The organism is Adhaeribacter aquaticus DSM 16391 (assembly GCF_000473365.1).
Lineage (GTDB): Bacteria > Bacteroidota > Bacteroidia > Cytophagales > Hymenobacteraceae > Adhaeribacter > Adhaeribacter aquaticus.
The window spans coordinates 1,770,184-1,791,872 of sequence record NZ_KI421517.1; the positions used below are offsets into that span (position 1 = coordinate 1,770,184).

The 21,689-nt window shown below is 40.0% G+C and carries 21 protein-coding genes; 6 read left to right on the forward strand and 15 right to left on the reverse strand.

Features of this window, described 5'->3' with window-relative positions:
- Positions 1-85: 85 nt before the first annotated feature.
- From ADHAQ_RS0109900 to ADHAQ_RS0109915, 4 genes are read right to left on the reverse strand one after another with little or no spacing between them, the layout of a single operon-like run.
- Positions 86-1,339, reverse strand: a complete 1,254-nt coding sequence (locus tag ADHAQ_RS0109900; RefSeq protein ID WP_026462791.1) for a PP2C family protein-serine/threonine phosphatase — start codon at positions 1,337-1,339, stop codon at positions 86-88.
- Complete coding sequence (locus tag ADHAQ_RS0109905; RefSeq protein ID WP_245590593.1) at positions 1,302-2,468, reverse strand: ABC transporter permease; 1,167 nt, start codon at positions 2,466-2,468, stop codon at positions 1,302-1,304. The genes ADHAQ_RS0109900 and ADHAQ_RS0109905 overlap by 38 nt, the downstream gene beginning before the upstream one ends.
- The gene (locus tag ADHAQ_RS0109910) at positions 2,469-2,726 is read right to left on the reverse strand and encodes a hypothetical protein (RefSeq protein ID WP_026462793.1); all 258 of its coding nucleotides are present in this window, start codon (positions 2,724-2,726) and stop codon (positions 2,469-2,471) included.
- A gap of 43 nt (positions 2,727-2,769) precedes the next feature.
- Positions 2,770-3,900, reverse strand: a complete 1,131-nt coding sequence (locus ADHAQ_RS0109915) for a glycosyltransferase (RefSeq protein WP_026462794.1) — start codon at positions 3,898-3,900, stop codon at positions 2,770-2,772.
- A 195-nt stretch (positions 3,901-4,095) separates the two neighbouring features.
- On the opposite strand from ADHAQ_RS0109915, the gene ADHAQ_RS0109925 reads away from it, so the two are divergent.
- The gene (locus ADHAQ_RS0109925; protein WP_026462795.1) at positions 4,096-5,595 is read left to right on the forward strand and encodes a Gfo/Idh/MocA family protein; all 1,500 of its coding nucleotides are present in this window, start codon (positions 4,096-4,098) and stop codon (positions 5,593-5,595) included.
- A gap of 48 nt (positions 5,596-5,643) precedes the next feature.
- Here ADHAQ_RS0109925 and ADHAQ_RS0109930 read toward each other — a convergent pair whose 3' ends face one another.
- Positions 5,644-6,648: a lysylphosphatidylglycerol synthase domain-containing protein gene (locus tag ADHAQ_RS0109930; RefSeq protein ID WP_026462796.1), complete on the reverse strand. Its 1,005-nt coding sequence runs from the start codon at positions 6,646-6,648 to the stop codon at positions 5,644-5,646.
- Between the two features lie 528 nt (positions 6,649-7,176).
- Here ADHAQ_RS0109930 and ADHAQ_RS0109935 point away from each other — a divergent pair.
- Together ADHAQ_RS0109935 and cobA are read left to right on the forward strand one after the other, a co-directional pair.
- Positions 7,177-7,995 carry a P-loop NTPase family protein gene (locus tag ADHAQ_RS0109935; RefSeq protein WP_026462797.1) on the forward strand — a complete coding sequence of 273 codons (819 nt, stop codon included), beginning with the start codon at positions 7,177-7,179 and terminating at the stop codon, positions 7,993-7,995.
- Between the two features lie 77 nt (positions 7,996-8,072).
- Positions 8,073-8,798: a uroporphyrinogen-III C-methyltransferase gene (cobA, locus tag ADHAQ_RS25215; RefSeq protein WP_051359833.1), complete on the forward strand. Its 726-nt coding sequence runs from the start codon at positions 8,073-8,075 to the stop codon at positions 8,796-8,798.
- A gap of 59 nt (positions 8,799-8,857) precedes the next feature.
- Here the strand turns inward: cobA and ADHAQ_RS0109945 are convergent, their stop codons facing one another.
- Together ADHAQ_RS0109945 and ADHAQ_RS0109950 are read right to left on the reverse strand one after the other, a co-directional pair.
- On the reverse strand, positions 8,858-9,949 hold the full coding sequence (locus tag ADHAQ_RS0109945) for a ComEC/Rec2 family competence protein (RefSeq protein ID WP_026462798.1): 1,092 nt from the start codon (positions 9,947-9,949) through the stop codon (positions 8,858-8,860).
- 27 nt (positions 9,950-9,976) lie between these two features.
- Positions 9,977-10,567, reverse strand: a complete 591-nt coding sequence (locus tag ADHAQ_RS0109950) for a DUF4202 domain-containing protein (RefSeq protein ID WP_026462799.1) — start codon at positions 10,565-10,567, stop codon at positions 9,977-9,979.
- Between the two features lie 107 nt (positions 10,568-10,674).
- Here ADHAQ_RS0109950 and ruvC point away from each other — a divergent pair, with 107 nt between their 5' ends.
- Positions 10,675-11,244: a crossover junction endodeoxyribonuclease RuvC gene (gene ruvC, locus ADHAQ_RS0109955; protein ID WP_026462800.1), complete on the forward strand. Its 570-nt coding sequence runs from the start codon at positions 10,675-10,677 to the stop codon at positions 11,242-11,244.
- A 1-nt stretch (position 11,245) separates the two neighbouring features.
- Here ruvC and ADHAQ_RS0109960 read toward each other — a convergent pair whose 3' ends face one another.
- The 8 genes from ADHAQ_RS0109960 to rsmA form a co-directional block, all read right to left on the reverse strand.
- Positions 11,246-11,740: a GNAT family N-acetyltransferase gene (locus ADHAQ_RS0109960; RefSeq protein ID WP_034256723.1), complete on the reverse strand. Its 495-nt coding sequence runs from the start codon at positions 11,738-11,740 to the stop codon at positions 11,246-11,248.
- 178 nt (positions 11,741-11,918) lie between these two features.
- Positions 11,919-12,311 carry an HIT family protein gene (locus ADHAQ_RS0109965; RefSeq protein ID WP_026462802.1) on the reverse strand — a complete coding sequence of 131 codons (393 nt, stop codon included), beginning with the start codon at positions 12,309-12,311 and terminating at the stop codon, positions 11,919-11,921.
- A gap of 3 nt (positions 12,312-12,314) precedes the next feature.
- Complete coding sequence (gene greA / locus ADHAQ_RS0109970) at positions 12,315-12,788, reverse strand: transcription elongation factor GreA (RefSeq protein WP_026462803.1); 474 nt, start codon at positions 12,786-12,788, stop codon at positions 12,315-12,317.
- Between the two features lie 116 nt (positions 12,789-12,904).
- The gene (locus ADHAQ_RS0109975; RefSeq protein WP_026462804.1) at positions 12,905-14,383 is read right to left on the reverse strand and encodes an amino acid permease; all 1,479 of its coding nucleotides are present in this window, start codon (positions 14,381-14,383) and stop codon (positions 12,905-12,907) included.
- 66 nt (positions 14,384-14,449) lie between these two features.
- Positions 14,450-15,688, reverse strand: coding sequence for a NupC/NupG family nucleoside CNT transporter (locus ADHAQ_RS0109980; protein ID WP_026462805.1), 1,239 nt, complete (start codon positions 15,686-15,688; stop codon positions 14,450-14,452).
- Between the two features lie 206 nt (positions 15,689-15,894).
- Positions 15,895-16,842, reverse strand: a complete 948-nt coding sequence (locus tag ADHAQ_RS0109985; protein ID WP_026462806.1) for an NAD(P)-dependent oxidoreductase — start codon at positions 16,840-16,842, stop codon at positions 15,895-15,897.
- Positions 16,843-16,852: 10 nt separating this feature from the next.
- Positions 16,853-18,205 (reverse strand): magnesium transporter, encoded by a 1,353-nt coding sequence (mgtE, locus tag ADHAQ_RS0109990; protein WP_026462807.1) that lies wholly within the window; start codon positions 18,203-18,205, stop codon positions 16,853-16,855.
- 3 nt (positions 18,206-18,208) lie between these two features.
- Positions 18,209-18,991, reverse strand: coding sequence for a 16S rRNA (adenine(1518)-N(6)/adenine(1519)-N(6))-dimethyltransferase RsmA (rsmA, locus tag ADHAQ_RS0109995; RefSeq protein WP_026462808.1), 783 nt, complete (start codon positions 18,989-18,991; stop codon positions 18,209-18,211).
- Between the two features lie 159 nt (positions 18,992-19,150).
- Here rsmA and ADHAQ_RS0110000 point away from each other — a divergent pair, with 159 nt between their 5' ends.
- Positions 19,151-20,584 (forward strand): leucyl aminopeptidase family protein, encoded by a 1,434-nt coding sequence (locus ADHAQ_RS0110000; protein ID WP_026462809.1) that lies wholly within the window; start codon positions 19,151-19,153, stop codon positions 20,582-20,584.
- A 67-nt stretch (positions 20,585-20,651) separates the two neighbouring features.
- Entirely contained in the window at positions 20,652-21,674 is a 1,023-nt protein-coding gene (pdxA, locus tag ADHAQ_RS0110005; protein ID WP_026462810.1) for a 4-hydroxythreonine-4-phosphate dehydrogenase PdxA, read from the forward strand.
- Positions 21,675-21,689 lie beyond the last annotated feature (15 nt).

A 21,689-nucleotide genomic window follows, 5' to 3' on the forward strand; every position in this document is an offset into this window, starting at 1 on the left:
TATATTTAATTAACTTTTATTTATGTATTTAATGAAAGTGCTAGTCTGTTTTCAAAAACTATTTTAAACAATCCCAAGCCTTAGCTTATTTAAACCGACAAGAAAGTAAGGTAATATCGTCTTGAAAAGAAGTACTACCCTGGTTGTGCGTTTTTATTTCTTCCAAGAGTTCTTCGTGCAATTTTTTAAGACTTAAATAACGTGAGTTTTTTAAAAACTTAATTGTATTCTCTAGGCCATATTCGTCCTCTTCTACATTAAATACTTCCGTTAACCCATCTGTATAACAAAGCACTATAGCTTTGTTTGGCACAATTAATTTTGTAACCGAAATAAAGGGAAGCTCCTCAAATATACCAAGCATGGTGCTGCCCTCTGTCAATAAACGGCAGGAATTATCTTCGTAAAGAATGACCGGTGCATTATGCCCGGCATTTACATAGCGTAATTCGCGGGTTTCCCGGTTGTAAATAGCCAAAAAACACGTAATAAATTTTTCAGCTATCGCATTGTTATATATAAGAAAGTTAAGCTCCGTTACAACTTTTACCAGATCATTGGTTTGCCGCAGAATAGTACGTAAACCAGCCTGAAAATTAGACATAAGTAAGGAAGCCGGAACACCCTTACCTGAAACATCTGCCACACAAAGCAGGAATTCCTCGTCATTTATTTCTACCAGATCATAATAATCGCCGCCAATAGAAGAATGAGGAATATAACTGGCATGTACGGCTACTTCCTTATCGTTAGGCAAACTTTTCGGAAAAAGCATGGTTTGCACATCACGGGCAATTTTAATTTCATTTCTGATGGCTTCTTCCGCAAGCCGCTGGCGGGCTAACTTGCGATTTTGCATGGCCACAATAATAATATTGCTAATCGTTTGCACAAAGGCTAATGCCGCTATATCGGAATAATAAGCGTGGGAATTACCTATTAATACAAAAGCCAGAATTTTACCATTTTGGAAAACTGGAATAGCTAGTTCAAATTCTTTCCAGCGCTCATCTAGCCCTAATTCAGAAACGTAAGAAATTTCGGTTAAGCCGGTAATACAATCTGGTAAAGCATCAAGCTTATTAAAATTAAACTGAGTACCAAAACATACCTTGCACTCCCATTCCTCGTCGTTTACAAACAAAGTAAGCCGGTTTATGTGCAACTGGGCCAGTAAAGTAAAATGATAAATTTTATACAAGGAATACTCGGGCAAATTATTATTAATTGCCTGGGTAATTTCCAACAGAGCAGAAAGCTCCAACTTCTTCAGGTTTAATTCCTTCTTTACGTCGGCATCTTCAACTGCCGGTACCGGTAAGGAGGATTTTAGGGTCATATGCATCACGAAGCCCGTTTCCGAGCAGATTAAAACTCAACACCAATAAACTAATACACCCGCTCGGTAAAATAACCAGAAATAAACTGGCCCGTGCTCCGATTAATTGAAAGCCTTCATTTACCATCATCCCCCAGGAAGGTGCCGGTGGCTGAACGCCTAATCCTAAAAAACTTAAGCCCGCTTCCATTAATATAGCTGAGGCAAAATTTGCTGTGGCTATAACAATAAGTGGGCCAACCATGTTAGGCAAAATATGCTTTACAATTATGCGATACTGAGGCAAGCCCAATACCATTGCAGCCTCAATATACGTTTTTTCTTTTAAACTTAAAAATTGTCCGCGCACTACCCGCGCTACATCTACCCACATAGTTAGGCCAACTGCCACAAAAGAAACCCATATCCCTTTACTATTCAGAGCTAAGGAAATGGCTATCACCAACATAATTCCGGGCACCGACCAAACTACTGTCATCAGGAACATCATGAGCTTATCTAGCCAACCACCAAAAAAGCCAGCAATAGCTCCAACCGTAATACCCAATAATACTGATATTAGTACTGCCACCAAACCAATACCCAATGAAATTCGGGTACCTAATAACAAACGGCTTAATACATCCCTGCCAGCATTATCGGTGCCCAACCAGTAAGTTTTATGGTAAACAAGGTTATCCAGAAATTGTTTAACCCGTTGTTCCCGGCTGGCTTTGGCAGATAGTTTTTTTAAAGAAAGATTTTGCGCTCCGACCGGGAAGGCGTTGCTTTGCTCAAATGGTGTTATGATGATGTAATCGCCTGAGATTGTGTATTTTTGAATTGGAATTTCAGTAAAGTCCTGTTCCTTCCCAAACAACATTTTTTCCAGAATATTCGGCGATTTTTTCTTTTCGCCAAGAGGCAATTTTAATACCATTACCGAAAAACCGGGAGGCTGCTTTTGTAGTTGCACAATGCTGTTATTGGCATTAGTGGTAGCATCGGGTAATATTAAATAACCCAGTAAAGCAATAATACCGGACACAACTATAATGAATAACCCAAACATGGCTGGCTTATTTTGCCCTAACCGCCTGCGAATGTAATAAGACGGGGGTTTGGAAACCATCTGGGTGGGCTGCATCATTTATCTTGAATTATGGGCTAATAAACCAGCTTTAGTAGCCAGATAAAAACAATTTACACACTTCTTTTCGAACCTCTCCTCATTTAGCTCCACCTCAGTATCCGGATCAGGGTAAAAAGCTTTTACGAAGCCTTTTTTCATTAATAAGAAGAGCTGAGCTCCTAATTCTTCTTGGGGCAAATCTAAATTGGCTAGAATATCTTTAAAAGGAGTTACAAAATATAATTCATCTATAATATCAAACTCAATATCTGTCATTTTACAGGTGCTTTAAAAAATATCTTTTAAAATCTTTAACCTCTTAATTTTTTATGATTCTGCCTTTCCAGCTGTAGTTTCCACGCAAAGCAAATAAGGCAGTTAAAATTACATACGGGACATATACTATTTGCAAGGGTATAATGTAAACCCAATATTTTTGCTTATGAAAAAAAAGGAGAACTTTATGCAAAAAGAGCAAGTCTACTCCTATTTTCAAAATAAAACCACAAAATAACCAGCCGCCTGATAAAACACCTCCTACCCATAATACCAAACAAAAAAGCAGCAGAAAATTAACGCCAAAAACCAGCAGAGCAATTAGTTTAGGAGTCCAGCTTTTATAAGCTGGCCACTTACTTCCCCACCGCACCCGCTGAGCAAAAAAATCTGTAACTTCTTTTTTTGCCGGAGTATAAACAACTGCCTTGGGCGCCTTTAAAAAGGCAACTGAACCTGGATAACGGGAATGTACTTTGTGGAGTAAAAATTCATCGTCGCCGGAAGCAATTTGCTCATTTCCCTCGAAACCATTCACTTCTGCAAAAACAGCTTTTGGGTACGCTATATTGGCTCCATTACACATGGTGGGCATTTTATTAGCAATAGAAGCTGCTCCAACGCCAATCAGGGCAGCAAATTCTACTACTTGTAATTTTTCAAAAAGCGAGACTGGTTCCTGAAAAAATACCGGACCACTTATAAACCTAGCCTGGGTTGTAGAGTATTTATATTCGAAACAAATTAACCAATTGGGTTGTACCCGGCAATCGCCATCGGTAAACAATAATAATTCGCCGGATGCACGATCAATACCCGCTTGAACAGCTGCTTTTTTACCAGATTTTTGGCTAACATCTGGAAGATAAATATAGTGTAAAGGATAAAAGGCCTTCTCAATAAAATCTTTTACCAACGAAGCAGTTACATCATCGGATGAATCATCTATTATAATTACCTCAAATAAACTTTCGGGGTAAGTTTGTTGGGCTAAATCTTTTAAAAGGTTCTGAATATTTTCAGCCTCGTTCCGGACAGCAATAATTACAGAAAGTTTTGTTTTGGGCTGGTGAGCAACAGGAACTTCCGTAAAAGGCGTTTTCAACCAGCCTTTCAGGCAAACCAGGAGGTAAACTGTATATAGTAAAACAATAACTATTAGCAATACTGCCATTCCTAACAATTTAAATTCCTTATTTTTATAGCGAAAGATTGTAACGAAACAACCAAATAATTTGCGCAGAAACCTCCCGATTATTACTGCACTAAAATTGTTTTTTAATAAAAAAAATTAATATAATTGAAAGGCAGATAATGCGCTGCTCCCATTATGTTCTTTTTTTTAATAATTCCACCAAAATAAGTAAACATGTCAGATAAAGAATCATCTTCTGAAAAGAATGAAAAGAAAAGCTTAGGTCGCCGGGACTTTTTAAAAGGTGCTACTCTGGCTGCGGCTTCTTTTTATATATTTCCCCGTCATGTACTGGGAGGTCCTGGTTTCGTAGCCCCAAGTGATAAATTTAATGTGGCTGGTATTGGTGTTGGCGGCATGGGTCGGGCTAATTTGTTAAATTTATCCAGCCAAAACATTGTAGCCTTATGTGATGTGGATTGGGATTTTGCCGGTAAAGCTTTCACTAAAATCGATGCTGATATACAAACGGCAAATACCCGTTTGGCTAGCGCCACAACCGATCAACAAAAAGCCTCCATCACCTCCCAAATAGCTAATTTAAAGCAATTGCAGGCACAATACCCCAAAGCCAAACAATTCCAGGATTACCGGGAGATGTTTGACAAAATGGGTAAAAGTATTGATGGGGTTGTTATTGCCACTCCTGATCATACTCATGCGGTAATTGCCATGGAAGCTATGCGGCGGAAGAAGCATTTATATGTACAGAAACCGCTAACTTATACCGTACAAGAAGCCCGAACCTTAACCGAAGCTGCCCGCAAGTACAAAGTAATTACCCAAATGGGCAATCAGGGCCATTCCGGCGAAGGATCGCATCAGGTAGTAGAATGGATACGGGATGGTGCTATTGGGCAGGTAAATACGGTTTATGTTTGGACGAATCGTCCAATCTGGCCACAAGGTATTGCTCGTCCGGTAGAAGCCATGCCGGTTCCAAATACCTTAAACTGGGACTTATTCATTGGTCCGGCTCCTATGCAAGCTTACCATTCGGCTATCCATCCGTTTAACTGGCGCGGTTATGCCGATTATGGCGTTGGTGCTTTGGGTGATATGGGCGCCCACTTAATTGACCAGCCTAATTGGGCTTTAAAATTAGGCGCACCTGTTAGCGTAGAAGCTTCTTCTACCCCTTGGGGAGGAACGAAAGAAGATCCGCGGGTAACGTATCCGCTGGCTACGCAGGTTACCTACCAGTTTGCTGCCCGGGAAGGGATGCCACCTGTTACCTTAGTCTGGATGGATGGCGGATTGACGCCTCCTCGTCCGGCCGAATTAGCCGATAATGAACCTATGGGCGACTGGGGTGGTGGTGTTTTATTTATTGGAGACAAAGGGAAACTAATGCATGATACCTACGGAAACAATCCCCGGTTATTGCCTACTTCCCGCATGAATGAATACAAACAACCAGCTAAAACATTGGCGCGGGTAAACACCAGCCACGAAATGGATTGGGTGAACTGCTGCAAAAATAAAGTTCAACCATCTGCCAGCTTTGATTATTCTGGTCCATTAACCGAAACCATGTTGCTCGGTATGATTGCTACCCGCTTCCCGGGCAAACGTTTAACCTGGGATTCTGCCAATATGAAATTTACCAATATGCCTGAGGCTAATCAGTTTGTAACCCGCGAATACCGGCAAGGCTGGAATTTAGGTGTTTGATAAAAAACTAAATTAGGTAATAAAAGGGGCAGCGGTTAGCTGCCTCTTTTATTTTAACACCTTTGCTTCTTTCGTAACCTTAAGCTTAAGGCCCCAAACAAATAACAACCCAGTTAAACTAGGCAACCCAATATTCAAAAACCATAAACTTAAACTGGCACTTAAAACCAATACGTTAGCTTGATTTAATAAGCCAAAGAAATACAAAGCCGAAAGCTCACGCATTCCTAAATCGGTTAGAGCAGTAAGTGAAGGAACAATTGATTTTAATAAAAATGTACCCGACACAGCTAAAGCCATTTGCCAGGGTTGGGCTTCTACGCCAAAAGCAAACAACAAAAGCATAAACTGGGCTACAAAAACGGTATATCGAAAAAAAGAAAGAACTAATAAGGTTTTTATCTCTGCAACAGAATAACTAGCAAGAATAGAAATATAAGGTGCTACCTGCTTTATAAAGGGAAGATGGCTAACAAAATTTAGTATGATTGCCGGACGAAAAAGCGGAAGATAAAAAGAGGCATTAACCACAATAAGAGAACACACAAACCCGGCTATAAGATTTAAATTTAAGTGGTGCTCCCGCAAAAAAAAGTAAAAAACACCAATACTACCCGCTGTTAAGGTAATAAGCAACTGGCAAAACCGCCCCAGAAAAACTGCCCCTACCGCCTCCAACCGTTTCTGGCTTTGCAGTTCTAAAATTCGACCGGCATAATCTCCGACTCTATTTGGCGTAACAAAACCAAGGGCGATGCCCGTTAATACAGCCCGAAATGCTTTTAATAAAGTAATAGCTTCAACTTTACCAGCTAACTTTTGCCATTTAAGGGCTTCTAATCCCCAATTTATTAAAATTAAACCGGCTGCTGCTGCAATTAACCAACTTTCCCCATTCCTGAAGGCAGTCCACAAATCATTTACCCACGACTCTGGAATAGTACCTTTAACAAAAACGCCTTCGTATAAATAGAAGAAAACACTAAAAACAATAAAGCCTTTGCCCAATAACAGGAGGTACCTTATATACTTTTTATTTATTTGAAGTTGCATTTTTTATTTTACAAGCAAAAGATAGCGTTCATTTAGCTAAGGTTTGAAATGCCTGTACCTTAATAATGGTATAAGGGTTGTTGCTCTAAAAACATTATACTAATTTATACCAGGAGGCAGTTATAGAAAGACAAAAGTGTAACTTCTAATTTGTAAATCACTATTTATATTTTATTTATTATTTTTAGCTATTTATTTGCATTTTAAAAACGAATAAATATATTTACATAAAATTACGCAACAAAACATTCATAAAATTGCGTATTATATAATTAACAAGCGCAACAATTATTATTCTGAACTAATAAAGCTCTGGTACTTGAAAAAGAATCAAATCTTCGACCGGAAGATTCTAAATAAAGAAATCAAGCCCTTTCCTCCGCGGAAACAAGCTTAAACGTCTTCTCTTAACAAGAGTGTAGCCAGAGGTTTTAGCGCGTTTCCGCAGAAAGGCACTAATCAAATTGGTGAGTGAGGTCTTATAGGTTTAATAGACCTCATTCACCGAAAATCTTCAACTACATGCTCATGAAAATACTAAGTTACCGCGAGCTAACGGAAATGCCAATTTCCCCGGCTATTGCTAAAGCTGCTTTTCCTAAAACAGAGATCTTGGATTTCGCCGCCTGGCAAGACGAATTAATAACAGTAATGGGCCAGACCAGTAACTGTAAAAAATTTTATACCCGAATTATTCAGCAGGCTGATTTAACTACCGGCGAAAAAGAAGCTTACAAGGTAACTTTAAATAATTTGGATTATAAAGCATTAGAAGGAGCGTTATTAGTTAATTCAGCTACCTTTTACAACCATCTATACAGCATAATAAGTGTTTATAATCCATTTTTGCTACAAGAAGAAAAAGTTGCCCTCACAGAAAAATATTTAACTGCTGCCTACTTGCAACCACACAGCAGTTTTACGCCTAAAAAGGTTTCTGGAACAGTTAGAAAGCAGGCTGTGCTGGCTATTTTATTTGCTATGGCTAATAAGGTGGTAATTCTCCCAAATTTATTTGATAAAACTACCGGTACCGAAAAAGAAATTTTACATCGGTCGCTGCAAAACCTACGGCAAGTGCAAACTCAGGCTTCCACTGTTTTTGTGTTAACTCAGGAACCAGAAGAAGCTATTTATTTAGGAAATCGTATTTTAGTTTTATCCAATCAACCTGCTGGCCTAATTGGTGAAACAGTACCAGTGGCTATTCCTAAATTAAGAAATCCGTTACTTGTTAAAGAATTCCCTAATTTCAAAACTATTTATAAGAAGCTGCTTGGCTTACTGACAGATACTTTTGCAAATGAAGATTTGCTATCGTTGCCACCCCAAAAGTTTATATTATAACTCTTAGTAGGAAGGCCATTTTGTGAGGCTGTAATTTTTTTGCCTTATATTGGCAGCTCGAATACCTTGTTTAAAGAATGAATACCCAATTCCCGAAAGTGACTCTTATTGGTGCTGGCCCAGGCGCCTCCGATTTATTAACCATACGGGGGGCTCAGGTATTAGCCAAAGCCGATGCCGTTTTATACGATGCTTTGGTAAATAAAGAATTACTAGAGTTGGCACCAGAAAAAGCACCCAAAATTTTTGTTGGTAAACGGTCGGGTAACCATGAGTATGCACAGGAAGAAATAAATAAAATGATTGTGCAGTATGCTCAAAAGTACGGGCATATTGTTCGTTTAAAAGGCGGAGACCCTTTTGTGTTTGGGCGGGGCTATGAAGAAATTGCTTATGCTAATTCTTTTGGAGTAGAAACCGAAGTTATTCCGGGAATAACGAGTGCCGTGGCGGTGCCGGGGGCATGTAATATCCCTTTAACCAGCCGGGGCGTAAGTGAAAGCTTTTGGGTTATTACCGGAGCCACTACAAAAGGTCATATCTCTGAAGACCTGAAATTAGCGGCCCAGTCTACAGCTACTGTTGTCATACTAATGGGCATGAATAACTTAAAAGAAATTACTGAAATATTTAAAGCCGTAGATAAAATTCAAACACCGGCTGCTGTTATACAAAATGGCACCCGTACCAACCAGCAAATAGTGCGCGGAACCGTCGAAAATATATACCAACTTACCCAGGAAAAGCAAATAGGTTCCCCCGCCATTATCGTTATTGGGAATGTGGTGGATCTGAATTTCTAATAAAAAAGGGGCTGGTAAATTTACCAGCCCCTTTTTTATTGCCTGCTACTGAGTTATAATTAATGAACTGATTTAGTTTTGAATGTACGCGCATGATTAGTTGCCGGAATACTCACAGTATACGTTTTACCATCCGGAGCTACTTCTAACTTCACGTAATTCGCATCACAATTTGCCACCATATTCGCAATCAATTCTTCAGAGGTATTATATTCCGAATCTTTGCGGAGGTTTTTGTGAAGCTGGTAATTAGCTTGTATAGTAGGTATGCTCTGCAAGGTTTTTACCGTTTCCGGACCAGCACCTTTTTGTGTACCATTTCCCATCACAGTAACCACCGGCGCCAGGCTTCTCACCAAAACAGGATTATTGCTTTGATCTAATCCATGATGTGTAACCTGGTACACATCAACAGTGCCAACCAAATCTTTCGGGCAAACTAAGGTTTTTTCTACGTTCCAGGTGATATCAGCCCCGTCGAAGAACCGAAAAGGTCCATAATCCAGCATCATTACAGTGCCATTATAATTCTCAGATTCGCCAAGTGGTTTTTCCCGGGTATCTCCACAATCTGCACCTAGTTTAGCTGCTTTTACTGCCGATACAAATTTTCGATCCATACCTACAAATTTAAATGCTAAGTTCTGGTAACCTTTCGGCATAGATTTCAGCTTTAAAACGTCGCCGGGTTTAATTAAAGTGCGCTTCTTTACCTCCATATCGCGGTAAGGCTGAATTTGCTGAGCAAACTGCGGCGACTCTTCTAATGAGTTCGGGATACCTTTATCGAGCACTTCTACAATAGGCATCTTCTTGGCTAAGCTAGCGGCTCCGCCATAATGATCTCCGTGGAAGTGGGTGGTTACCAAATGGTCGATCTGACTCAGACCCGCTACATCATGCGCTACCTTATAAATTCGGCTTGCATCGCGCTCGCCGGGATTACCGGTATCTATTAAAACAGACTCGCCGGCCGGGGTTACAATAAGGGTAGCAGCTCCACCTTCCGTATCAACCCAGTAAATACTTAGATTGGTAGCGACAACTGCTTTCTCTTTTTTAGGAGAAGGCAGTTTAAAGGTATTGGCATTAGAAAACATGAAAATAGCCGCGGCTAAAGCTCCTGCTCGAAATACATGATTTTTCTTCATAACAAAAATTATTGTGGTGGTATAAAATTACGCTAATGCTTTACCTACCAACTCCAGTGCTTCAGCAGGTAAATCTAATTGTAAGGCTAGCTTTTGTCCCTGCGGAGTCATTTTAACCCAGGTTTTCTGTACTATATCAATTACTTTTCCCTCGGGATGTTGCCCAGCAAATTCCAGGAAGTAATACTCTAAAAATACCAAACAAATAATATCTTCCAGCAACTGTACTTCCGGGTCTATTTTTAATTGCCTTTTCTGCACCAGAAACTGCACCCGTTCAACGGTTTCTTTATCATAGCCTACCTGCGTTAGTATTTCGCCGGCTATTTCGGCATGATATTTTTTTAACTTATTGCGCCATTGGTTATACCCTAAAGTGCCCAGCGGAAAATCTTTCCGGGAAATTGCCCACCGGCGAATGTGCTGACACCTTACTGCTAACTGCAAGGGTTCAGAAGCCTCTGGTGCTACTCTGTTTAAGCAAGCTGTCATACGTTGGGCATATAAAACTTCCTTTGGCCAGCTAATTCCATCCACGGTTTCCTGATTAGGATCTTCACTGTTTATCTCATCGAACCTACGAATAGCTTCTTCAAATCGGGCTTTATCGGCTACCATACAACAATTAAAAAGTTTGATAATTAAAGGTAATACTTTTAGCTAAATTTAATTAATACTTCGTGAATTTTAGAAGCTGCCTCGTTGTTCGTAGCTTTGTAACGCTCATGATTCAAACCACTCCAACCCTTTTAAATAATAAACTCATTTTAGGTATAGACCCAGGTACAACTATAATGGGCTATGCCCTGATAGAAGTCACCGGTTCTAAGGTAAAAGTACTTACTTACGATACCCTTAACCTCAAGCGGATAACCAACCACGCCGTTAAGCTGAAACGTATTTACGATTCTACCATTGAGCTTATTAACCAATACTTACCGGATGAGATGGCTATTGAAGCGCAGTTTTATTCTAATAACGTGCAATCTATGCTAAAACTGGGACGGGCTCAGGGTGTTGCCATTGCGGCAGCTCTATCCCGCGACATTCCTTATGTAGAGTATGCACCTAAACGAATTAAACAATCTATTACAGGCAATGGGAGTGCTTCTAAAGAACAGGTAGCACTTATGCTAGGCCAAATTTTAAAACTAACGGATATGCCCAAACTATTTGATGCGACGGATGCCCTGGCAGTAGCTATGTGTCATCATTATCAAAAGGGTGTAAATACCCAGGCTGGTACCAAGTCCTGGAAAAGCTTTATAACTGATAATCCTAATCGAATTAAATAATCTAATTTAACGCTTTCTCAAAGCAATAAAAGGGACCCTTCCGGAAAGTTACTTTACCCCGCTCCTGATAACCCAGTTTTTGATAAAGCCTTAAGGCAAAAGGATTATGAACAAAAGCATCTAACCTAATACTTTTATGCCTTTGTGCCGTGGCATATTGTTCAGCAAAATTTAGCAATTGTTGTGCTACTCCCTGCCGTTGAAATAATGGGTGCACACACACCCGATGAATAATTAAGGGCTGCGTATGTTGCCAGTTAATTGCTAAATAATCTTCCGGCTGTTCCTGGTTCAGAACAATAATACCTGCCAGAACACCACCTATTCTTAAGCCATATAAAGTACCGGTCTGGATATCTGTTTTTAGAGTAAGATAGTCCGGGTAACTAGCATCCCATTGATAAATTTGCTGCCTGTCCATTTCCTGAACTGCTTCTTTTATTAAAGCCATTACTTCATCAATATCCTCCAGTAGAAGCAAATTAATTTCTGCCATACATTATAATTAGGTAGTTAGCTTAATATAAACAATTTGACTAAAACTTTTACAACAATATATTTTTGTTTATATATTAATTTTCCTTTCTCCTATATATTTCATTCCTTCAACACCTTTATAAAGCAAAAAAGCCTTCCATAGGGAAGGCTTTTTTGCTTTATGTTATAACTATATGTTAGAAATTCTGTTGGATCAATTGAGCAGTTGCTTCCATTTCTTCCGGAGAAAATTTCTGTTTTGGTTGAGTAAAATCCATATCGGTCATACGGTTGATTGGAATAAGATGGATATGCGCATGCGGCACTTCCAAACCTATGACAGTTATGCCAATTCGTTCGCATGAAACTGCTTTTTTAATAGCTATGGCTACTTTTTTAGCAAATACATGTAAATCGGCTAGTAACTTATCGTCTAAATCATAAATATAGTCTATCTGCTCCTTAGGTATTACAAGGGTATGACCTTGTTGCAACGGAAAAACATCCAAAAAAGCTAAAAAGCGATCGTCTTCGGCCACTTTATAAGCTGGTATTTCGCCACGTACAATCTTAGTGAAGATAGAATCCATGGCTTAACGTGATATTTCTAAAATTTCGAACTTTATTTTACCAGCCGGAATTATAATCTCAGCTACATCTCCTACTGATTTACCTAATAAACCTTTTCCTATAGGCGACTTAACGGATATTTTACCAGTTGCTAGGTTTGCTTCTTCCTCGGCTACCAGTGTGTAATCCATTACCATATTATTATTCAAATTCTTGATTTTAACTTTCGATAAAATCAAAGCCTTGCTCATATCAATATTAGTATCATCCATTACGCGGGCATTGCCTACTACCTCTTCTAACTTAGAAATTTTTAATTCCAATAAGCCTTGCGCTTCTTTGGCAGCATCGTACTCAGCATTTTCACTTAAATCACCTTTGTCGCGGGCCTCGGCTATCTGACGGGCAATTTCGGACCGGCCTTTGGTTTTTAATTCAGCTAATTCATCTTTCAGCTTTTGCAATCCTTCAGCGGTGTAGTATGATACTTTTCCCATAATTATTACTTAGAATGTTAAGATCAGGTAAAACAAAAAGAACGGTCATTGCCGACCGTTCTTCCTGCAAGATACAAAAAATATTATTATATGATCCTTTTTGTTTAAGAACTCAGTTACCTATCCCTTTTACTACTTTCTGTCCCAGTAAGTTTACTGTGCCTGCGCCCGTAAGAAAAATAAATAACAATACCTATGCCCATCCAGATGATTAACCGCAACCAGGTATCATTTGGCAAGCTATACATCATGTAAGAACAAATAAGTATTCCTAATAACGGCACAAGTGGTACAAAAGGAGTCCGGAAAGGGCGTTTCAGGTTAGGGTTAGTTTTCCGAAGCACTATTATACCCCCGGATACAATTACAAAAGCCAATAAGGTACCAATACTAACTAACTCTCCTAATAACCCAATCGGGAAGAGTCCGGCAATAGCCGAAGCCAGCACACCCGTAATAATGGTACTAACATAAGGAGTTCTGAACTTTGGATGTACTTTACCAAAAAATTCGGGTAATAACCCATCCCGGGACATCGCATAAAATATCCGGGGCTGCCCCATTAACATAACCAAAACCACCGAGGCTAAACCGGCCACAGCGCCAATACCAGTTAAGAAGAAAAGCCATTTTAAACCAGGTCCGGCTGCCGACAGGGCTACTAGTACCGGATCAGGCACGTTCAGGTTTTTATACGAGGTTAGCCCGGTCAGAACCAAAGACATAGCAATATACAATATGGTACAAACGCCTAAAGAACCCAACATACCAATAGGCATATCGCGTTGTGGGTTTTTAGCTTCCTGGGCAGCAGTACTTACCGCATCAAAACCTATATAAGAGAAAAATACTACAGCTGCTCCGGTTACAATACCTGCCCATCCATAGCGGGTACCGCCATTAGGCAGAATTTCAATTTCCGGAATAAAAGGTTTCCAGTTTTCGACATTTACATATTTAAATCCAAAAGCAATAACCAATAAAACAATAGATACTTTTAGGAATACAATGAAATTATTAAACTTTACCGATTCCGAAATACCAACTATCAGTAATCCGGTTATAACCAGAATTAACCCCATAGCTGGTAAATTAATATAAGTACCTGTTGCCGTAAAATTAGCACCATCGTAGGCAAATGGAGCACTTGCTATGGCCGCCGGTATCTCAATTCCTGCTGATTTTAATAAACTAACAAAATTTCCGCTCCAGCCCACAGCTACGGTGGAGGCCGCAAATAAATATTCTAATATTAAATCCCATCCTATAATCCAGGCTACAAATTCGCCTAATGTGGCATAGCCATAGGTGTAGGCACTACCAGCAATCGGAATCATGGAGGCAAATTCTGCGTAGCATAGGCCTGCAAACAAACAGGCTAAACCAGCAATAACAAAAGAAATAACAATAGCCGGCCCGGCAGCATTAGCAGCAGCCGTACCAGTAAGCACGAAAATACCCGCTCCAATGATAGCGCCAATACCCAATAAAACCAGATTAGTAGCAGACAAGGTACGTTTAAGCCCGTGCTCTCCTCCTTCTGATTCTTCCATTAATCGAGAAATTGACTTCGTTGCAAAAAGTTTATTTGGCATGTAAAAATTAATATAATAGTTGTATTGTAAACATTAAAAAAACCGGAAGATAGAGAAATAGAATTATTATAACAAAATACCAGCTAAAGAGGCCGACATGTAAGAGGCCAAGGTACCACAAATTAAGGCTTTAAAGCCTAACTTCGCTAAATCAGTCCTCCGGGAAGGTGCTAATTCCCCAATACCTCCCACTTGAATAGCAATGGAACTAAAATTAGCGAAGCCGCATAAGGCAAAGCTGGCAATAGCTAACGTTTTTGGATCAATGGTATCTTTTATCCGGATCAGGTCCAGGTAGGCAACGAACTCGTTTACCACCATTTTGGTACCCATTAAAGCACCAGCTGTTTCAATATCTTTCGAAGGAACACCCATAGCCCAAGCAAAAACCGAGAAAAGCTTACCCAGTATAAAATTAAGGCTTAAAGCCGGAAATTGAATTAAACCACCCAGTTTGCCTAATACTAAATCCACTAAGGCTATCAGGGCAATAAATCCAATAAGCATGGCAATCACATTCAAACCAATTTTTAAACCGTCTGAAGCTCCGGCCGCAATGGCATCAATTAAGTTAGCATGGCTTTTTTTCACATCCAGTTTTACCGTACCTTTTGTTTCTGATTGTTCCGTTTCCGGATATACAATTTTTGAAATAACCAATGCACCGGGTGCTGCCATTAAACTAGCTGCTAATAAATAAGGAGCTGGAACGCCAAAGGATATATAGGTAGCCATTACTCCCCCTGCAATACAGGCAAATGAACCTGTCATGGAAGCCAGTAACTCAGAATTAGTCATGCCTTTTAAATAAGGTTTAATCATGATCTGTGCCTCTACTTGTCCTACAAAGGCACTGGCCACATTACTAACCGCTTCTGCCCCGCTTACGCCCATTGCCCAATGTACCAATCGGGCCATACCAGCCACAATAATCTGCATCAACCCTATGTGGTAGGCAATGTTTACCAGTACTGCCACAAAAATAATGGTTGGAATAACATTGAAGAAAAATATATAATTACCGGCAGCACCAAAAGCTCTGGTCATTAACTCTTTGTTTACCAGAGAGCCAAACACAAAGTCGGAACCTTTTTGTGCCAACTGCAGCAAGCGTTCTATATAATGCCCCAAGTAACCAAAAATGGCTTTACCAATTTCGGTTTTAAGTATAAAAATAGCTAAACTCGTTTGAATGAATAAACCAACCCCCACCAAACGCAGGTTAATGGCTTTGCGGTTATTGGACATTAAAAAAGCAATGCCTAAAATAAGTGCAATGCCAAGTAGCCCGGTAAATCGACCCATGTATCGTAAATTATCTATATTATTTTTCTAAACTATCGGCTATATTACTAATAAATTTTCAAAAATAAATTAGCCTTAATTAAGTTTTGCTACTTCTGTTTAAAAATAGCCAATAGATCTAAATTTCTATTGAAATTTTAACAAACACCCAAAACATTATTATCAAAATTATTACCCGTAGATAATATTTGGCGGAACTGCCTTACTTATTTAGCCAGAAAACCTTTAATCTTAGCAGTAAGTACTTCATTTATTTTTACGTAAGATTGATGCGTCCAGCCGCCTACGTGCGGAGTCAGAATAACATTATGGGCTTGTGCTAAGTGTTCAAAAGTAACTTTCTGCTCTGCTGTTAAGGTAACTAGCTTTTCATTTTCGAGAACATCCAGCGCTGCGCCTTTTATTTTGCCGGATTGCAACAAATGTACAACAGCTAACTGATCCACAACTTCTCCCCGGGCAGTATTCAATAACCATAAATCTTTTTGAAAAGCTTTAAAAAAAGCCTCGTTTCCGAAATGATGATTCTCCGGCGTATAGGGTATATGGAAGCTAACCACATCAGCTTTTGCAAATAACGCTGTAAGCGGAACTAGTTGTGCAAATTCATCTGATGAAATGCTAGTGTCCTTGTCATAAGCCAGCACCGTACAACCAAAAGCAGCTACTCGTTTAGCAAAGGCTTTACCCATATGCCCATACCCTATCAGGCCTATGGTTTTGCCCATTATTTCTTCTCCTCTGTTTGCTTCCCGTTGCCAATTATAATTACGTACTTCTTTATCCGCTTTTACAATATTCCGAAACAAAGCTAAAAGCAATCCCACGGTAAACTCTCCTACGGCATCCCGGTTTCCTTCAGGAGCATTTAATAAAGTTACGCCTTTTTGCTTCAAGGCTGTTTCATCAATATTATCAACTCCGGCACCAGCCCTAGCTATAAATTTTAATTTAGTTGCCAGCTGCAATATATCAGCCGAAATAAAAAGTTTACTACGCACCATCAAGCCTTCATAATCAGGCAATATTTCTTTTATTTCCGGCAACTTAATTTCTGGTCGGTAATCAGCCTGCACCCCAATTGATTCCAGCATGGGAATAATAGATGGATGCATTTGATCGATAATTAAGCAGGTAATGGAAGAATCAGACATGGGTAATATTTTAATTTAGCAAAAGTACATGAGCTACCAGAAAATACACAGCCAGCCCAAGTAAATCATTGGCGGTGGTTATAAACGGCCCTGCCGCTATTGCCGGATTAATTCCAAAATGGTTAAGTACCATAGGTGTAATGGTTCCCATTAAAGAAGAAAGCATAACAACACTAAACAAAGCAATGGAAACTACAATTGAAAGCTTTGGATTTTCATTAAATACTAAGTTAAACCCCATTACCAGCGAAGAAATAACCAGGGCATTAAGCAAAGCAACCAATAATACTTTTAGTAAACGTTGAGTAAGATTATCAAAAACAACCGTTTTACTGGCTAATGTTTGAATAATAAGCGAAGAAGATTGAATACCCACATTGCCTCCGGTGGCCGTAATAAGCGGTGTAAACATGGCCATGGCCGGAATCAGAGCTATCTCCATTTCAAACAGCTTAATAAACCGGGCTCCGATCAAGCCTCCTACCATGGCTATAATCAGCCAGGGCAAACGCGCCCGCGATAACCGGAAAACACTATCATCCTCCTCTACATCCTCTGTAATACCAGACATTAGCTGGATGCTGGTTTCTGCTTGTTCCTGAATTACATCTACCACATCATCAATAGTAATGCGGCCCATTAACTTGCCTTGCGCATTTACCACTGGTATGGCATCCAAATCATATTTTTTCATTATTTCCACTACTTCGGTATCCTTTTTATAGGTCTCAATGGAAATAACATCATCTTCATATAAATCAGCAATTAACGCATTATCTTCCGATAGTATTAAGGTTTTCATGGCCAGGCGACCAATCAACTTATCTTTTGCATCCACCACATAAACGGCATAAACTTCCTCTACATTCTCCGCCTGACGCCTTATTTCTTCAATACACTGCCTGACCTGCCAATTTACATTTACCTTTATAAGCTCCTTTCCCATTAAACCTCCCGCCGAATCTTCTTCGTAGTGCAGCAGGTCAATAATATCGGCAGCTTTTTCTTCGTTTTCGAGCAGTGAAATAATTACTTCCCGGGCCTGCACCTTTTGTTCGTTCAACACGTCTACGGCGTCGTCCGAATCCATCAGGTTTACATAATGGGCAACTTCCTCATTGGTGAAAGCTTTTAAAAAACTGGTCCGGATATCAGCATCGAGGCCACTTAATATTTCGGCCCCTACTTCCGGATGGAGTAAATCCAGTATGTACCGGGATTGCTGGGTATTAAGCTGATATAATACTGTTGTAATATCCGCCGGATACATACCTTCCATGCTCGAAAGTATAAACTCCGAGTCCTGTTGCGCAATGGCTTCTTCTACTTGTTGGATGTATTCTTTGGTAATGTCAACCGGCATAATTTATTTACTATGCACTTCCACGAGTTTAGTTAATGCGACGAAATCTGCTACCGATAATTGTTCTGCCCGTTTATCAAAAACCGGTTGCTGGGTTATTTCTTCCGGCATACCATAAGGTTTCATACAGTTTCGCAAGGTTTTGCGCCGGGTTCCAAAAGCCATTTTTACCACTTCAAAAAATTTCTTTTCGTTGCATCCCAGTTCGTCTACATCGTTGCGCACCAACTGAATTACACCCGAAGTCACCTTGGGAGGCGGGTCAAATACGTGCGGGGGCACCGTAAATTTGTATGTAATGGTATAGAACGCCTGTAGCAAAACACTTAGAATACCATAAGTCTTGGATCCGGGAGGCGCGGCAATCCGATCGGCTACCTCTTTCTGCAGCATACACACTACCTCAGTTACCTGCCGCCGGTGTTCTAATACCTTAAAAAAAATCTGGCTTGATATATTATAGGGAAAGTTACCAATTACACTGAAGTATTTTGGAAAAATACCTCCTAAATCAGTCCTTAAGAAATCGGCTTCAATAATATGCTGTCCTAAGGCTGGATAATGCTGTCGCAGGTAAATAATAGATTCTGTATCTATATCAATAACGGATAGCTGAAAACGCTTATCCTGAATGAGGTATTGTGTAAGCACCCCCATACCCGGACCAATTTCCAGAACCTCCTGCGTTTGGTTGGGCAACACCAGTAAATCCACAATATCTTTGGCAATCTGCTGATCTACCAAGAAGTGTTGGCCTAAATGCTTCTTTGGTTTAACCTTATCCACTGTTAATAATTTATATTTTTATATATTATGGAATTACTAAATTACTACAACCTAAAACCTTACGTTTCAAGTTTAAAATTCTTTACTCGCTTCTCGTAACCTAATTGTTAAAATTACTGATTAAAGTATATTATATTGCGGATAAAGATACGATTCTATATGGCAACAAAACTGAAATACGACACAAGATTAAACAAAAATAAAGATACGGCTATCATTATAGCTCCGGATTTTAAGGTGCCGACTGACGAGTTCAGTTCAGAAGAGACAAGTTATATAGAGCAGCAACTGCAAAACAAAAGCAAAACCATTGTTATAAACCGCTATACTCACCGGATATATCTGGTAGTAGTAGCATCGAAGCCCAACCATAACCAATATCACGAAGATTTACGGAAAGCAGGTTTTGCCTTACATAAATTATTAAAAGAGGATAAAACAACTGACATTCAGTTAGTCGACCGAAGTATCACGAAAGCCTCCTATTACTTAGCTGAAGGTCTTTTTTTAAGCAATTACGAATTTACCAAATATAAATCAGAAAAGTCTTCTGCGAGCACGCTTCAAAGCATCGTTATTACAGACCAGACAGTATCAGAAAAAGAAGTAACCGATTTACAGGAAATATTAACAGGTGTTTGTGTTGCCCGGAACCTGGTAAATGAACCGCATAACAATCAATCTGCCGAACAATTTAGCGAAAGTGTGGTAGCCCTAGGTGAGCAAGCCGGTTTCAAAACTGAGGTATTAACCATGCTGCAGATTCAGGCCCTGAAAATGGGTGGGTTATTAGCCGTAAACCAAGGCAGTTTAGATCCGCCTACCTTTAATATCCTGGAGTGGAAACCTGAAAATCCGAAGAATGAGAAGCCCTTTATTTTGATTGGTAAAGGCGTTGTTTACGATACTGGTGGTTTAAGCCTTAAGCCTACACCTAATAGTATGGATTGGATGAAATCGGATATGGCAGGTGCCGCGGCAGTAGTGGGCGCCTTGTATGCCCTGGCTAAAAACAATGTACCCTTACATGTAATTGGCTTAATACCGGCCACCGATAACCGCCCTGGCGGGCGCGCTTTTGCTCCTGGTGATGTTATTACCATGTACAGCGGCAAGACTGTGGAAGTAATGAATACAGATGCTGAGGGCCGTTTGATATTAGCAGACGCCCTGTCTTTTGCTAAAAAATACAATCCCGAACTAGTGATTGACTTGGCCACTTTAACCGGAGCAGCTGCCCGGGCCGTTGGCAAAGAGGGCTTAGTTATGATGGGTAATGCGCCGGAAGATATTATGCATAACTTTAAAAAGGCCGGGGATAAAGTACACGAACGTTTGGTTGAGTTTCCGCTTTGGGACGAATACCAAAAGCAACTGGATTCTGATATTGCCGATATTAAGAACTTGGGTGGAGCCGATGCCGGCGCCATAACAGCCGGTAAATTCCTGGAATATTTCACAGATTTCAACTGGATTCATTTAGATATAGCCGGCACAGCTTATATTCCAACCGGAGATAACTACCGCGGGAAAAATGGTACAGGTTCGGGCGTTCGTTTACTTTATCAATATTTAACCAGCCATACCAACTAAATAATTTTTAACTACCTTTGCGCGCTGCTATTCAGCTCAGAAGTAATTTTTCCCGAATATTATTAAAGTGGAACAAAAGAATAAGTTAAAGATAGGGATTTCGCTTGGCGATTTTAATGGCATTGGCCCGGAGGTAATTGTAAAAACCTTGGCCGACAACCGCGTATTAAATTACTGCATCCCTGTTATTTATGCTTCCGGCTATATAATTAACAAGACGCGCAAAAGCCTGGGCCTTGATAATTTCTCTTTTCAGCAACAAAAATCTGCCGATAACCTGGATCTTCGGAAAACCAATGTTGTAAACTGCTGGGACGAAGATTATGAAATAACCCCGGGTACGCCTACCAAGGAATCCGGACAAGCCGCTTTGCGATCTCTACAAGCAGCCTGTGCCGATTTAAAAGCGGGCAAAATAGATGGCTTAGTAACTGCTCCTATTGATAAAGATAATATTCAATCTGAAGATTTTCACTTTCCTGGCCATACCGAATTTTTAACCTCCTATTTTGAAGCACCCGAAAGCCTGATGTTTCTGGTGAGCGATTCTTTACGGGTAGCTACTGCCACCGGACATATTCCTTTAAAAGATGTGCCGCATAAACTAACCCCGGAGCTTCTTATCTTAAAAATAACTTTTTTATTATCATCCCTAAAAAGAGATTTTGGCATTTTAAAGCCACGTGTGGCTGTCCTGGGGTTAAACCCCCATGCTGGCGAAAACGGGTTATTAGGTAAAGAAGAAGAAGAAATTATAAACCCAGCGCTTAAGCAACTGCGCGATAAAGGCAACCTGGTATTTGGACCGTTTCCGGCCGATGGCTTTTTCGGGACTGGCCACTATAATAAAGTAGATGCCGTACTATCTATGTACCACGACCAGGGTTTAATTCCTTTTAAAACCCTTGCATTTGAAAAAGGAGTAAATTTTACCGCTGGTTTACCTATTGTTCGCACTTCCCCTGACCATGGGACAGCCTATGATATTGCCGGGAAAAATTTAGCTCAGGAAACCTCTTTCCGGGAGGCTTTGTTCTTAGCCTGTGATATAATCCGGAAACGTACAACAGAAATGAATACTTCTGTGTAGGAAAATAAACAGTTT